Raw genomic sequence first — 13,374 nt, forward strand, 5'->3', positions numbered from 1 at the left:
TGCGCGCGTGAGGGGGTTCGCGCACCCGCGCGAGGGGTTCGGGTGCGAGGGAGGTTCAGAGGGAGTCGAGGACGTGGCGGCGCAGCGCGCGGGTCGCCGGGGCGTCCCGGGCCGCGCGGTCCCGGGGGTGGGGGACGTCGAGCAGCGTGCCCGAGGGCAGCAGGGCGATCCGGTCGCCCAGATGGACGGCCTCGTCCACGTCGTGGGTGACGAAGACGACGGTGGCGCCGGTGCCGCGCAGGATGTCGACGAGCAGGTCCTGCATGCCGGTCCTGGTGTGCGCGTCCAGCGCGCCGAACGGCTCGTCCATCAGCACCGCGCGCGGACGGCCCGCCAGCGCCCTGGCCAGCTGCACGCGCTGCCGCTGCCCGCCGGACAGCTGGTGCGGCCACTTCGCCGCGTGGCCGGCGAGGCCCACCCGGCCCAGCCATTCCTCGGCGGAGCCGCGGCGGCCGGCGCGGTCCACGCCCCGGACGGTCAGCGGCAGTTCGACGTTGGCGCGCACGGTCCGCCACGGCAGCAGGGCGTCGTGCTGGAAGACCAGCGCCCGGTCGGCGCCGGGCCGCAGCACCGGCGCCCCGTCCTGGACGACGCGCCCCGCCCGCGGCGGCAGCAGGCCGGCGAGCGTCCGCAGCAGGGTCGTCTTCCCGCAGCCGGACGGTCCGACGACGGCCAGTACCTCTCCCGGCGCGACCCGCAGGTCAAGCGGGCCGGCCGCGGCGCCGTCCGGATGTCCGAGGACGGCCGCCTCCAGGGCCAGCTCGGCGCCGTCGGCCGCGGGCGGTGACGGCACGGGGCCCGCCGTGTGGAGCGGGGTGGCGGACGAGGTCGTCGGTGCCTTCATGCGACGGGCTCCTTCACGGCGGCGGGGTCCTGGCCGGGCCCGGGTCCCGCGTGCGGAGCCGGGGCCGGAGACGCGGGTGCGGGGCGGACGGCCCTCGGCGGATGGGGTGCGGGGCGGGGGAGCCAGGCGGTCGCGTACCGGCCGGCCCGTTCGATCAGCGTCGAGGTGAGCAGCCCGAGCGTGCCGATGGTGGCCATGCCGACGAAGACGCCGGGGTAGTCCACGACCGTGTAGTCCTGCCAGGTGCGGTAGCCGACCCCGTACTCGCCGGAGATCATCTCGGCGGAGATGACGCAGATCCACGCCACCCCGATCCCGACCGAGAGCCCGCCGAACACGCCGGGCAGGGCGCCCGGCAGGACCACCGACCACAGGACCCGGGCCCGCCCGCCGCCCAGGGTGAGGACGGCCTCCTCCCAGACCGGGTCCAGGGCCCGCACCGCGTGCCGGGTCGACACCAGGACCGGGAAGAAGGCGGCGGCGCAGGTGATGAAGACGATGCCCTGCTCGTTCGTCGGCAGCAGCAGGATCGCCACCGGCACCAGGGCGATCGCCGGGATCGGGCGCACCACCTCCACCAGCGGCCCCAGCAGGTCGGCCGCCCAGCGCGAGCGGGCGATCGCCGTCCCGGCGGCCACGCCCAGGACCGCCGCGAGCAGGAAGCCGGTGACGATCCGGCGCAGACTGTGCCCGAGGTCCTGCCAGTACGCGGCCGTGCCGACCCGGTCGGCGAGCGCCGAGGCGACCTCGCCGACCGTCGGGAACTGCTCGAACCGCAGCCACACGTTCACGTCGTACGCGGTCAGCAGCTGCCACGCGCCGAGCGCGGCGGCCAGCGCCCCCGCCCGGACGAGGCGGCGCCCCGCCCCCTCGGCCGCGCTCACGAGCCCGCCGCCCGCACCGCGTCCGCGTACGCGACGATCCGGGAGCCCGGGTGCGACGCGAGCCACCGCTCGGCCGCGGCCCGCGTCACGAACGCCCGCCACTGCCCGCCGTCCGCGACCCACACCGCCCGGTCCGCGAACCACGGCGTGCCGGTCACCGCGTCCGGCACGTACGCCGCCCGCACCGCCCCCCGCGGAGCCGCCGCGACCGCCGCCAGGAGCTCGTCCGCCGTGTCGAACACCCGGGTCGCCGAACGGCCGCGCAGCCACAGTTCCGGCTTCGCCGCCCCCGCCTGCGGAAGGCCGGGGGCGGTGACCGCCCGCTTCAGCGGGGCCGGGTCGACGAAGGCGTCCACGTCGACGTCCTTCACCAGACCGGCCTCCCGCAGCACCGGCACGTCCTCCCGGAGCGCGGCCAGCAGCTCGGGCCGCAGGGCGGGGTCGAAGGTCGCGATGCCCTGGGCGCCGTTGTAGAGGTACACGACCTCCGCCGGGAGGCCCGTCTCCTTCGCCACCGCCTCCGCCGACGCCACCGGCGCGGACCGCAGCCGGTCGGTGGCCCGTCGCTGCGCCCGCAGGAACGCGTCCAGCGCCCCGGCCCGCCCGCGCGCGAACTCCTCGCGGACGGTGACCCCGTGGAAGGTCGGCAGGTCGAGCTCCGCCCCGTCGTACAGCGCCTCCGCCTTGCCCTGGAAGGCGAGCAGCCCCGGCCAGGCGACGAACTGGGACAGGGCGTCGGCGCTGCCGCCCGCGAGGGCCGAAGCACCCACGCTGGGCTGCTGGTTGAGCTTGCTGATGTCCTTCGCCGGATCGAGACCGGCCCGTCGCAGCGCCCTCACCAGGGTGCCGTCGGCGGCGGAGCCGACGCTCGTCGACACCCGCTTCCCCTTCAGGTCCGCGAGCGTGCGGAGCCCCGAACCCGGTGCGGTGACCACCGTGTTGAGGCCGCCGCGCAGGTTGTAACCGGTCACCGCGACCAGCCGGGTCGGCTCCTTCAGCTGCCGTCCCCGGGCCGCGTTCAGGAGCAGGGGGAAGTCGCCCATCGAACCGATGTCGATCTTCCCCGCGGTCATCTGGGCCGTGATGGGCGCGCCCGTCGCGTAGTCCTGCCACCGGACCCGGTAGCGGACGCCGTCCCGCCGGCCCTGCGCGGCCAGCTCCTCCTCGAAGTAGCCGAGCGAGCGCAGCAGGGTGCCGGCGGTCACCGTGTTGATGGTCTTCGACTGGTAGCCCACGGTCACCGTCACGGTCCCGCCGGCCTCGTCGTCCGCGCCCGCCGGGCCCCCGCAGCCGGCGGCGAGCGGGAGCAGCAGCGCCAGGAGAGGCGCCCCGACGCGGGTGATTCTCTTTCCGGACATGGCAGTTGGGCCTTTCAGCGGAGCAGGTAGGGCATGTTGACGGTGACCGCGCCGGTGGGGCAGCGCGCGGCGCACGGACCGCAGTACCAGCACTCGTCCACGTGCATGTAGGCCTTGCCGTCCTCCTCGCGGATCGCGAGCGAGTCCAGCGGGCACATGTCGACGCAGAGGGTGCAGCCGTCGATGCAACGGGACTCGTCGATCGTCACGGGCACGTCGGCGCGCTGGGGCACCAGAGGCATGGGGGCTCCAGGGTGAAAGTGGGGGTGAGGGGGTCGGTCAGAGGGAGCGGCGCAGGACGCCGCTCATGGTGATCCGGTCGCCGCGGAAGCGGATGAACTCCAGGTCCACCGGCCGGCCGCACGGCAGATGGGTGAGCCGTTCGAGGAGCAGCAGGGCGGCGCCGCGCGGGGCCTGGAGGACCGCCGCCGCGTGCGCGTCGGCGTTCACCGCCTCCAGGGTGATGTCGGCGTGGCCGAGCGGCCCGCCCGTCAGCTGCTCCAGGAGCCGGAACACGTCCGTGTGCTCCAGGTCGCAGCCGAGGAGTCCGGCGCCGATGTCCATCGGCAGGTACGACAGGTCGAGCGACAGCGGCAGCCCGCCGAGCCGGCGCAGCCGCTCCACGCACAGCACGTCGGCGCCGTCCGGCAGGCCGAGCCGGTGGGCCACCGGGCCCGGCGCCCGCACGGGACCCAGGTTCCGTACCTCGTTGGTGACCGTGCCGTGCTCGCGCAGCGTCTCGGCGAGGCCCTGGAGCCGGTCCAGGCCGTGCGGGTACTTCTCGCCGACGACGACCGTCCCGACCCCGGGCTGCCGCTCCACCAGGCCTTCGCCGCGCAGCAGGTCGAGGGCCTGCCGCACGGTGTTCCGGCTGGTGTGGTGATCGGCGGCGAGCACGTCCTCCAGCGGCAGCACCCCGCGGGCGAAGGCGCCGGTCAGGATCTGGTGCCGCAGCAGGTCGGCGAGCTGCCGGGCCCGGTCCGCGCGCAGCCGGCGACGGCGGGCGGCGGCGACCGGGAGGGCGGTGGGGGTGCGTTCGGCGGGCATGGCAGGGAACGTAACCGGGGTACGGCCCCGATGGTGTTGCCGCAGTATTGCGCCACCGGAAGCCCGCCGCGTACGGCGCTGACCTGCGAGGACGCATCGGCGGGGCGGACATCCGCCACCCTCGTGCCCATCAGGCGGACGGTCGGCCGCCCAGCATCCGAACACCCGGCGGCCCGTGCCCTCAGGCGGCGCGTGGCTCCGACAGCGCCCGCGTGAGGTGGTGGTGCAGCAGGCCGAGGGGCGGGCGGTCCGGAGGGAGGAGAACGGCGGCCAGCTTCCAGTAGCGGGCCATCACCGTCGTCTCCTCCCGGGCCAGCAGACCGGCGAGGCGGCCGCGGAAGGCGGGGGAGTCCGACTCGCCGAGGGCCCGGGCGTACGCCTCGGCGAAGCAGTCCAGGACGCCCCGCCCGGCGGGCGGCCGACCGGCCAGCACCTCCGCGCCCGCCAGGTCGTACGCCTCCGCCAGCCCCTCGTACAGGACCGCCGCCCGGTACCGCTCGCCCGGCAGCGGCGGGCCCGGCGCCCGCTCCGGCCGCGGGTCCGACACCAGGCCGCGCAGCAGCGCGAAGGCCCGCACCTGGTCGGGCGTCGGGTCGTCCGGCGGCAGCGGCACCACCTCGTCCAGCACCCGGGTCACCAGGGGCGACGGCAGCCGCACCGGCAGCGAACGCCGCCAGAACCGGACCACGGCGTCCGTGTCCGGCGGCAGCTCACCGGCCCCCAGCAACGGCAGCAGCTCGGCGCGTTCGGCACCCTCGCACTCCGCGAGGAGCCGCAGCGACGCCTCCCGCCACGCCAGCGCCGCCCGCTCGCGCGCCACGCCCCGCAGCTCCCCGGCCACCACGTCCGCCAGCCGGCCCTCGTCCTCGAGGGCCCGCGCCACCTCCGGCACGGCCAGGCCCAGGGCGCGCAGCGAGCGGATCTCCCGCAGCCGGACCAGCGCGCCGGGGCCGTACCGCCGGTGGCCGCCGCCACTGCGCCCGGCCTCCGGGAGCAGCCCCCGGTCCGAGTAGTAGCGGACGGTCTTCACCGTCACCCCGGCCCGCCCGGCCAGCTCGCCGATGCTCCACGTCCCGTCGTCCGCGCCCGTCACCCCGCACCTCCGCCGCCTGCCCCGGCCGTCCGCGTCCGGGGTGGAATCTCCCCCAGGGGGAGTTCCTAGTCTGCCGGAGGCCGCTGGGGCCACGAGACGCGAGGAGGCGACGATGACGACGTTCGTACTGGTGGGGGGCGCGTTCACCGGCGGATGGGTGTGGGACGGGGTCGCGGAGCGGCTGCGGGAGGCGGGGGCCGCGGTCCTTCCGGTGACCCTGGACGGCGGACCTGAGGCCGGACTCGGCACGCACGTGGAGGAGTTGACCGCGCTCCTCGACCGGACCGACGAGCCGGACGTCGTCCTGGTCGGACACGACTACGGCATCCACCCCGTCCTCGGCGCCGCCGACCGCAGGGCGGACCGCGTCTCCCGGGTGGTGTACGTGGCCGCCGGGCTCCCCTCGGACGGGGACCCGGCCCTGCTGCTCGTCCGCGACGAGGAGGTCCGCGCCCGCCTCGGCCACGACACCTCGCCGCTGCCGCCGCCCCGGGGGCGCGCGTGGGCACGCTGGGGGAGCCTCGACGGGCTCACCGCCGAGGACCTGGCCCTCCTGGACCGGCTCGCGGTGCCGCAGCCGGCCCGCACCCTCACCGAACCCCTCCGGCTCGGCGGCGGCCTCGACCGGGTGCCGGCCGCCGCGGTGATGTGCACGGGTGACGGGCCGGGCGTCGACGTCGTCGAGATGCTGGTCCGCACCGGCCCGCCGCGGTTCCGGAAACTGGCCGGGCCCGGTTACGCCTTCCTCGAACTCGCCGCCGGGCACTGGCCGATGCTGTCGCATCCGGCCGAACTCGCCGACCTGCTCCTGCGGGCCGCCTCGGGCGAGGGGCGCCGCATCACCCTGGGAGAGGACTTGCCCTCCTACGAGCAGCAGGAGTTCCTGCTGCCCACGCCGGAGGTGCCGTACGAGCGGCACGGACGCCTGGACGTGTACCCGCCCGACACGGAGGGGCGGTGGCCGGCCGTCCTCCTCGTCCACGGCGGGCCCGTCGACGCCGACCGCGTCCCCACCCCGCGCGACACCCCCTTCTACCGGGGCTACGCCCGCCATCTGGCCGGCCTCGGCGTCGTCGGCGCCACCGTGGACCACCGGCTGTACGCCCTCACCGACTACGCCCGGGCCGCCGACGACGTCACCGAGGCCCTCGAACGGCTCCGTGCCCATCCCGCGGTCGACCCCGACCGCATCGCGCTCTGGATCTTCTCCGGCGGCGGACTGCTCGCCGCGCACTGGCTGGCGTCGCCCCCGGCGTGGCTCCGCTGCCTCGCCCTCTCCTACCCCGTCCTCGCCGCCCCGCCCGGCTGGGAGACCGTCGAGTCCCGCTTCCGGCCCGTCGACGCGCTCGCGGGCGCGGGGCCGCTCCCCGTGGTCCTGGTGCGCGCCGGGCGGGAGCACCCGGCGTTCGCGGCGACGGTGGAGGCGTTCCTCGCCGCCGCGGGGAAGCACGGCTCCGACGTCGAGATCGTCGACGTGCCCGAAGGGCGGCACGGCTTCGAGGCACTCGATCGCACCGACGCCTCGCGGGACGCCGTCGGCCGCGCCGTCCGGGCCGTGCTGCACCGGGTGAACGGCGCGGCGCGACCGGCCGGGACCGTGGCGCCGCCCCCCGACGGCACCACGACCTCATGACCGGCCGGCCACCTGGGCCGGGTCCCAGCCCCTGCGCGGCACCGAACCCAACAGGAGCCGAGTGTAAGGGTGTTCGGGTTCGCTCAGGACGCGGTCGGCCGAACCCGCCTCCACCACCCGGCCCGATCTGAGGACGAGTACGTCGTCCGCGACGTGCCGCACCACCGCCAGGTCGTGGGTGACGAAGAGGTAGCCGATGCCGGCCTCGCGGCGGATCTCCCGCAGCAGCTCCAGGATCTGCGCCTGGATCGACACGTCGAGCGCGGCGACCGCCTCGTCGAGCACCAGCACCCGCGGTTCCACCGCCAGCGCGCGGGCGATCGCGACGCGCTGGCGCTGCCCGCCGGAGAGACCGCGCGGCAGCGCGGAGGCCTCCCGGGCCCCGAGTCCGACCCGGTCCAGCAGCTCGGCGACCCGGGCCTCGCGGGCGGCGGCGTCCAGCGGGGTGTGCAGGCGCAGCACCTCGTCGAGACAGCCGCGCACCGGGATCCTCGGGTCGAGCGACAGGTAGGGGTCCTGGAAGACCATCTGGATCTCCCGGGCCCGGGCGAGCCGTTCGGCCCGGCCCCGGGCGCGGGCTGAACGGTCGCGGCCGTCGAGCCGGACCGCGCCGCCGTCGGCCCGTTCCAGGCCGACCAGCATCCGCACCGTGGTCGTCTTGCCGCTGCCGGACTCGCCGACGATCGCGAGCGAGCCCCCCGCCGGGAGCGCGAACGACACCCCGTCGACGGCGACATGGTCGCCGTACCGCTTCCGCAGGCCCTCCACGACGAGCCCCGTCTCCATCGTCGTCGTCACAGCGAGATCCCTTCGTCGGCTCGGAGGCACGCGGCGAACCCCTCGCCGTGGCGCTCCAGTTCGGGCCTCTCCTCCCCGCACCGCGCCACCGCGTGCGCGCAGCGGGCCGCGAAGGCGCAGCCGGGCGGAGACTCCGCCAGCGACACCGGACGGCCCGGGATCGCGCGCGGCGCGGGCGCGCCGGCCTCGATCCGGGGCGTGCAGGCCAGCAGACCGGCGGTGTACGGGTGGCGGGGGCGGTCGAACAGCTCGCCGGTGGCGCGGGTCTCCACGATCCGGCCCGCGTACATCACGTACACCCGGTCGCAGATCGCCGAGGCCAGCTCCAGGTCGTGGGTGACGAAGAGCATGCCGGTGCCCCGCTCGGCCCGGAGCCGCGCCAGGATCGACACGACCTCGGCCTGGGTGGTCACGTCCAGGGCGGTGGTGGGCTCGTCGGCGACGAGCAGCGCCGGCTCGGCGGCGAGCGCGGCGGCGATCACGACCCGCTGGAGCATGCCGCCGGAGAACTGGTGCGGGTGGCGGCGCAGCGCCCCGCGCGGATCCCGGATGCCGACCGCGGCGAGGAGTTCCTCGGCGCGGGCGGTGGCCTTCGCCGCCGGGGTGCCGGTGGCGCGCAGGCCCTCGGTGAGGAAGTCGCCGACCCGGCGCAGCGGGTTGACGGAGGCGCGCGGGTCCTGGAAGACCATGGCGACCTCCCGGCCGCGCAGCGCGGCGAGCCGCGCCCGGTCCATGGTGAGGACGTCGGCGCCGTTCACCCGGACCTCCCCACTGGCGCGGGCCCCCTTGGGCAGCAGCCCGAGGACGCTGCGGCAGGCGACGGACTTGCCGGAGCCGGACTCGCCGACCAGGCCGACGGTCTCCCCGGCGCGCACGGTCAGGCTGACGCCGTCGAGGATCGGCCGGGCGGCCCGGTCCTCGGGGAGCCGCAGTCCGAGGCCGTCGATCTCCAGGACGGGCGGGGGTGTCTGCTGGGTCATGGGGTTCACTTCTCCCGACGGGCGACGCGGTCGGCGAGGCCCTCGCCGACGATGCCGAAGGCGACGACCGCGAGCACGACGCACACGGACGGCGCGAGGGCGGGCAGCATCGCGCCCTGGAGCACGGCGCCCTGTCCCTCGTTGATCATGGCTCCCCAGTCGGCCGTGGGCGGCTGCACGCCGAAGCCGAGGAACGACAGCGCGGCCAGGTCCATCAGCGCGTAACCGAAGTTCATCGCCGACTGCGCGAAGACCGTCGGCGCGATGTTCGGCAGCAGGTGCCGGACGCAGACCGTCCAGCCGGACCAGCCCTGCACCACGTACGCCTCGATGTACGGCCGCGCCTTCTCCTGGCGGGCGATGCCGCGCACGAGGCGCCCCACGTACGGGGTGTACGCGACGGCCATGGCGATCACGGGGGCGGTCATGCCGGGGCCGGTGACGGCGACGAGCAGGATCGCCAGCATCAGCCCAGGGACGGAGAACACCAGGTCCATCGCCCGGGACAGCAGCGTGTCCGCCCAGCCGCCGCGCCAGGCCGCCACCACACCGAGGAGGGTGCCGAGCAGGGTGGAGACGGCGACCACGAGGAGCGGTCCGAGGAGGCCCGTGCGGGCGCCGTGGAGCAGCCGGGACAGGATGTCGCGCCCGGACTGGTCGGTGCCGAGGAGGTGGTCGCCGGAGGTGCCGACCAGGCCGGCTCCCAAATCCAGGGCCTCGGGGTCGTACGGGGCGATCAGCGGCGCGCACACGGCGACGAGGACGAGCGCGGCGAGCACCGCGACCGAGGCCGTGAAGAGCGGACCCTGCCCGAGGAGGCGCAGCCTCCGCAGGCCGGGCCTGCGGTACGGCACCGTGGTGAGGGTGGTGGTCATCAGGAGCCTTCCCCGGGGGAGAGACGGGGGTCGATGAGAGGGGCGAGGAGGTCGACCGCGAGGTTGACGAGGACGAACGCCGCCACGCTGAGCAGGGTGACCGCCTGCACGACCGCGAAGTCCTGGGCGGTCACCGACTGCACGAGCAGGGAGCCGAGTCCGGGCACGTCGAAGGCGGTCTCCACGATGGCGGTGCTGATCAGCAGCCCGGCCAGCATGGTGCCGCCGACGGTGACGACCGGACCGAGCGCGTTCCGCAGCACGTGCCGGCGGACCACGGTCCGGCCGGCCACGCCCCGCGCGCGGGCCACCTCCACGTGCTCGCGCCCCAGTTCGTCCAGCATCGCCGAGCGCGTCACCCGGGCGAGCAGGCCCGCGAAGGTGAGGGCGAGCGCGACGGCCGGCAGCGTCAGCTGGTGGAGCCGTGGCCCCAGGCCGTCGGCGGCCCCGCCGCCCGGCCCGGGGAACCAGCCCAGCCGCACCGAGAAGACCGAGACCAGGGCGATCGCGGTGACGAAGGACGGGGTGGCGGTGGCCACGCCCGTGCCGATGAGGACGGTCCTGTCGACCAGGCCGGGGCGCAGCGCGGCGAGGACGCCCGCGCCGACACCGAGGACGGCGACGAGCAGCGCCGCGTACCCGACGAGGAGGGCGGTGCCGGGCAGCCGCGAACCGAGGAGCGCGGTGACGTCCTGGTGGTACTGGGCCGAGCGGCCCAGGTCGCCGCCGAGGACGCCCCCGAGCCACGTGCCGTACTGGACCACCAGCGGCTCGTCCAGGTGGTGTTCGGCACGCAACGCCGCCACGGCCTCGGGGGTCGCGGGGCGGCCGTGCAGCAGGAAGGTGACCGGATCACCGGGGGCGAGGTGGACGGTGCCGAAGACGACGAGCGAGGTCACGAACAGCACCGCCACCAGGCCGAGGAGCCGGCCGACGAGGAAGCGGGTCATGACTGCGCGGCCCCGATCGTCGCGGCCCACGGGTAGTAGAGCTGGGCGATGCCGGTCGGCGCGCCGGTGATCCGCTTGCCGAGGAAGACCGAGTAGGGCGCCTCGTACACCGGGATGACCGGCAGCTCGCGCAGGGCGATCTCCTGCACCTCGGCGGTCAGTTCGGCGCGCTTGACCGGGTCGTACTCGGTGTTGGCGCGGTCGAAGGCGAGGTCGTACTCGGCGTCGGACCAGTTGCCGTAGTTCCCGAAGTCCCCGGTGCGCAGGTACTGGTAGAACTCCAGCGGGTCCGGGGTGTTGTCGTAGCCGTTGGTGATGACCAGGTCGAGCCCGTCGCGGGCGGCCGGGTCCACGAAGATGCTGCTGTACGCGTCCGGGGAGACCGGCCGCAGCTTCACGTCCAGGCCGATCCGGCGGCCGGCGTCCTGCACGGCGTGGGCGACGACGCTGATCTCGGGGGCCATCGAGCTGGTCGCGAGGGTCACCCTCCTGCCGGTGGCGCCGGCCTCCTCGACCAGCTTCTTCGCCGCCGCCACGTCGTGGACGGGCTCGGGCAGCGTGTCGTAGAGCGCGGCCGTCTTCTCCGGGACGAGCGACCAGGCGCCGCGCGCGGCGGGGGCCTTGGCCGGGACGCCGACCCCTCCGGCGGCGGCCTTCACGATGTTCTTCCGGTCGAGCGCCATCGACAGCGCCCGGCGGACCCGCACGTCGCCGAGGGCGCCCTTGAAGTTCGTGACCGCCAGGTCGGCGGCGGCCGTGTTGGGGCCGAAGAGGAGCGAGCCCTTGCCGCTGGTGCGCAGTTGGGCGAAGGAGGAGGACGGCACCAGGTAACCGCCGTCGGCGGTGCCGGAGAGGAAGGCGTTGGCGCGGGCCGCGGCGTCCTCGACGAAGGTGAACCGCACCGACTCCGACTTGGGGCTGAGCTTCCCGTCCCAGTAGGCGGCGTGCTTCTTCAGGGTGATGCTGTCGCCCTGCGCCCACTTCTCCAGCGCGTAGGGGCCGGTGCAGTTCAGCTCGCCCTCGGGGGTGCCGTACTCCTTGCCCTCCTTCGTGAGGGAGGCGGCGCTGACGACGGTGCCGGGGGAGGCGGCGAGCATCTCGTGGAAGAGCGCGTCGGCCTTGCCGAGCCGGATCGTCACCTCCAGCGGGCCGGTCTTCTCGATGGACTCGACGGTCTTGAAGGCGGAGCCCCACGGGGAGCCGGTGGCCGGGTCCATGTGCCGCTTCAGGGAGGCGACGGCGTCGTCCGCGGTCATCACCGTGGCGTCGTGGAACCTGACGCCGGATCGCAGGGTGTAGACGAGGGTCCGCGGGTCGGGGCGCGACCACTTCACCGCGAGGCCGGGTTCGATCCTGAGGTCGGGGGTGACCCGCAGCAGCTGCTCGCAGACGTTGGCGAGGACGGTGTTCGGCGGGTAGTCGTACGCCAGGGCGTAGTCGAGCGTGTACGGCTCCGCGTACAGCGACCACGTGAAGGAGTCGAGCGGGCCCTTGGCGGCCGGCGAGGTGGGGGAGACCTTGTGGTCGGCCCCGTTGCCGGCGCCCTGGCGCGGCTGCGTGGCGCCGGAGCAGGCGGTGAGGGAGGCCGCGACGGCGGCGGTACAGACGAATGCGATGAATCTGGGCGTGCGCATGCAGACCCACCCCTTTACGGGTGTAGTGACGGGCGCTGGGGGATGCAGCGAGTATTGATGCGGGAACGTTCCCGCACAAGGGTTCCGGCAGGTTTGCGGGAACGGTTTTCCCGAGGTCAGCGGGATGGCAGCATCAGCACCATGACCGAAGCCTCAAAGCATGTCGGAGCGACCCCGGAGCGTGGCGGGCACCCCGCGGGACGGGAGGGCGGCGGGACGGGGGGACGACACCCGGGCGGTGGCCGGGCGACCGCCCCGGCGCCGCAGGCCCCACCCCGCGTCCGGCTCGTCGACGTCGCCCGCGAGGCCGGCCTCTCCAAGACCACGGTGTCGGCGGCCCTCAACGGCACCGGCCGGCTCTCCCCCGGGGTGCGGGAGAAGGCCCGCGAGACCGCGCGCCGCATGGGCTACCGGCCCAACGCCACCGCGCGCCAGCTGCGCGCGGGACGGGCCCGGCTCATCGGCTACGTGGTCGGCGAACTCGCCGACACCCCGTGGACCTTCCTGGAGTCGCCGTACTTCGCCCGGCTCACCGGCGCCACCGCCGCCACCGCGCTCGCACGCGGCTACGCGCTGGTGCTGCTGCCCGCCGGCTCGCTGCAGAGCGAGTGGGCGGCGCTGCCCCTCGACGCCGTGGTCGTCGCCGACCCCGTCGCCGACGACCGGATCGTCGAGGACCTGCTCGCCGCCCGCATCCCGGTCTTCAGCGACCGGTCCGTGGAGGGCCGTCCCGGCGCCCACTGGGTGGACGTCGACGCGGCCGCCGCCGTCGAGGAGGCCCTGGGCCATCTCCACGCCCAGGGCGCCCGTCGCCCGGTCCTCGTCGTCCCGGACAGCACCACCCGCTTCCACCGCGAGGTGGAGGCCGCGCACCGGGCCTGGTGCGCCGCGCACGGACTGCCGGAACGGACCGTACGCGCCGCCGAACCCGGCAACGGACCGGTGATCCAGGCCGTGGAGACCGCCCTGGGCACCGGAGCCGACCGGCCCGACGCGCTCCTGGTGGTCGCCGAGGCCAGCCCGCCGCTCGTCCTCGACGCGGCCCGCCGGCACGGCTACGACGTGCCCGGCGACCTCCTCCTCGTCTGCGTCGGCGAGGACGAGACCGCCCTGCACACCCAGCCGCCGGTGACCACCCTCAGCCTCCGCCCCGACGCCGTCGCCGAGGCGGGGATCGCCCACCTCGTCGCGGTGCTGGAGCAGGGGCTCCAGGAGACCGGCGGGGCGCTCGTGCCGGTCAGGCTGGAGGTGCGGGGGTCGTCGGTGCGGGTGGGGTAG

At 75.5% G+C, this 13,374-nt stretch carries 13 protein-coding genes; 2 read left to right on the top strand and 11 right to left on the bottom strand.

The annotated features are described in order from the left end of the window. Positions 1 to 55: 55 nt before the first annotated feature. From ACFZCF_RS14220 to ACFZCF_RS14245, 6 genes are all read right to left on the bottom strand, one after another. The gene (locus tag ACFZCF_RS14220) at positions 56 to 844 is read right to left on the bottom strand and encodes an ATP-binding cassette domain-containing protein (protein WP_391286694.1); all 789 of its coding nucleotides are present in this window, start codon (positions 842 to 844) and stop codon (positions 56 to 58) included. Then, positions 841 to 1,728 (bottom strand): ABC transporter permease, encoded by an 888-nt coding sequence (locus tag ACFZCF_RS14225; RefSeq protein ID WP_388448130.1) that lies wholly within the window; start codon positions 1,726 to 1,728, stop codon positions 841 to 843. The genes ACFZCF_RS14220 and ACFZCF_RS14225 overlap by 4 nt, the downstream gene beginning before the upstream one ends. Then, complete coding sequence (locus tag ACFZCF_RS14230) at positions 1,725 to 3,086, bottom strand: ABC transporter substrate-binding protein (protein WP_391286695.1); 1,362 nt, start codon at positions 3,084 to 3,086, stop codon at positions 1,725 to 1,727. The genes ACFZCF_RS14225 and ACFZCF_RS14230 overlap by 4 nt, the downstream gene beginning before the upstream one ends. A gap of 14 nt (positions 3,087 to 3,100) precedes the next feature. Beyond that, positions 3,101 to 3,328 (bottom strand): ferredoxin family protein, encoded by a 228-nt coding sequence (locus ACFZCF_RS14235; RefSeq protein WP_030497738.1) that lies wholly within the window; start codon positions 3,326 to 3,328, stop codon positions 3,101 to 3,103. A gap of 37 nt (positions 3,329 to 3,365) precedes the next feature. Next, positions 3,366 to 4,133: a UTRA domain-containing protein gene (locus ACFZCF_RS14240; protein ID WP_391286696.1), complete on the bottom strand. Its 768-nt coding sequence runs from the start codon at positions 4,131 to 4,133 to the stop codon at positions 3,366 to 3,368. A gap of 181 nt (positions 4,134 to 4,314) precedes the next feature. Beyond that, positions 4,315 to 5,226 (bottom strand): MerR family transcriptional regulator, encoded by a 912-nt coding sequence (locus ACFZCF_RS14245; protein WP_388448123.1) that lies wholly within the window; start codon positions 5,224 to 5,226, stop codon positions 4,315 to 4,317. A gap of 112 nt (positions 5,227 to 5,338) precedes the next feature. Between ACFZCF_RS14245 and ACFZCF_RS14250 the strand changes: the two genes are divergently transcribed. Then, the gene (locus ACFZCF_RS14250) at positions 5,339 to 6,859 is read left to right on the top strand and encodes an alpha/beta fold hydrolase (protein ID WP_391286697.1); all 1,521 of its coding nucleotides are present in this window, start codon (positions 5,339 to 5,341) and stop codon (positions 6,857 to 6,859) included. Here the strand turns inward: ACFZCF_RS14250 and ACFZCF_RS14255 are convergent. From ACFZCF_RS14255 to ACFZCF_RS14275, 5 genes are read right to left on the bottom strand one after another with little or no spacing between them, the layout of a single operon-like run. After that, positions 6,854 to 7,645, bottom strand: coding sequence for an ABC transporter ATP-binding protein (locus ACFZCF_RS14255; protein WP_388448188.1), 792 nt, complete (start codon positions 7,643 to 7,645; stop codon positions 6,854 to 6,856). The genes ACFZCF_RS14250 and ACFZCF_RS14255 overlap by 6 nt on opposite strands. An 8-nt stretch (positions 7,646 to 7,653) precedes the next feature. Then, positions 7,654 to 8,637: an oligopeptide/dipeptide ABC transporter ATP-binding protein gene (locus ACFZCF_RS14260; RefSeq protein WP_391286698.1), complete on the bottom strand. Its 984-nt coding sequence runs from the start codon at positions 8,635 to 8,637 to the stop codon at positions 7,654 to 7,656. A 5-nt stretch (positions 8,638 to 8,642) separates the two neighbouring features. Continuing rightward, positions 8,643 to 9,512: an ABC transporter permease gene (locus tag ACFZCF_RS14265; RefSeq protein ID WP_388448117.1), complete on the bottom strand. Its 870-nt coding sequence runs from the start codon at positions 9,510 to 9,512 to the stop codon at positions 8,643 to 8,645. Further along, positions 9,512 to 10,462 carry an ABC transporter permease subunit gene (locus ACFZCF_RS14270; protein WP_391286699.1) on the bottom strand — a complete coding sequence of 317 codons (951 nt, stop codon included), beginning with the start codon at positions 10,460 to 10,462 and terminating at the stop codon, positions 9,512 to 9,514. Before ACFZCF_RS14270 ends, ACFZCF_RS14265 begins: the two co-directional genes overlap by 1 nt. Beyond that, positions 10,459 to 12,096: an ABC transporter substrate-binding protein gene (locus ACFZCF_RS14275; protein ID WP_391286700.1), complete on the bottom strand. Its 1,638-nt coding sequence runs from the start codon at positions 12,094 to 12,096 to the stop codon at positions 10,459 to 10,461. The genes ACFZCF_RS14270 and ACFZCF_RS14275 overlap by 4 nt, the downstream gene beginning before the upstream one ends. 141 nt (positions 12,097 to 12,237) lie before the next feature. On the opposite strand from ACFZCF_RS14275, the gene ACFZCF_RS14280 reads away from it, so the two are divergent. Next, a complete protein-coding gene (locus ACFZCF_RS14280; RefSeq protein ID WP_391286701.1) occupies positions 12,238 to 13,374 on the top strand; it encodes a substrate-binding domain-containing protein in 1,137 nt (378 codons plus the stop codon).

Source organism: Streptomyces sp. NPDC007945 (assembly GCF_042958885.1).
GTDB lineage: Bacteria > Actinomycetota > Actinomycetes > Streptomycetales > Streptomycetaceae > Streptomyces.

Excerpts from the sequence above, each read along its gene's own strand:
- ACFZCF_RS14220 (WP_391286694.1), bottom strand. The coding sequence starts at position 844 with ATGAAGGCACCGACGACCTCGTCCGCCACCCCGCTCCACACGGCGGGC.
- ACFZCF_RS14230 (WP_391286695.1), bottom strand. The coding sequence starts at position 3,086 with ATGTCCGGAAAGAGAATCACCCGCGTCGGGGCGCCTCTCCTGGCGCTG.
- ACFZCF_RS14235 (WP_030497738.1), bottom strand. The coding sequence starts at position 3,328 with ATGCCTCTGGTGCCCCAGCGCGCCGACGTGCCCGTGACGATCGACGAG.
- ACFZCF_RS14240 (WP_391286696.1), bottom strand. The coding sequence starts at position 4,133 with ATGCCCGCCGAACGCACCCCCACCGCCCTCCCGGTCGCCGCCGCCCGC.
- ACFZCF_RS14250 (WP_391286697.1), top strand. The coding sequence starts at position 5,339 with ATGACGACGTTCGTACTGGTGGGGGGCGCGTTCACCGGCGGATGGGTG.
- ACFZCF_RS14255 (WP_388448188.1), bottom strand. The coding sequence starts at position 7,645 with ATGGAGACGGGGCTCGTCGTGGAGGGCCTGCGGAAGCGGTACGGCGAC.
- ACFZCF_RS14260 (WP_391286698.1), bottom strand. The coding sequence starts at position 8,637 with ATGACCCAGCAGACACCCCCGCCCGTCCTGGAGATCGACGGCCTCGGA.
- ACFZCF_RS14265 (WP_388448117.1), bottom strand. The coding sequence starts at position 9,512 with ATGACCACCACCCTCACCACGGTGCCGTACCGCAGGCCCGGCCTGCGG.
- ACFZCF_RS14270 (WP_391286699.1), bottom strand. The coding sequence starts at position 10,462 with ATGACCCGCTTCCTCGTCGGCCGGCTCCTCGGCCTGGTGGCGGTGCTG.
- ACFZCF_RS14275 (WP_391286700.1), bottom strand. The coding sequence starts at position 12,096 with ATGCGCACGCCCAGATTCATCGCATTCGTCTGTACCGCCGCCGTCGCG.
- ACFZCF_RS14280 (WP_391286701.1), top strand. The coding sequence starts at position 12,238 with ATGACCGAAGCCTCAAAGCATGTCGGAGCGACCCCGGAGCGTGGCGGG.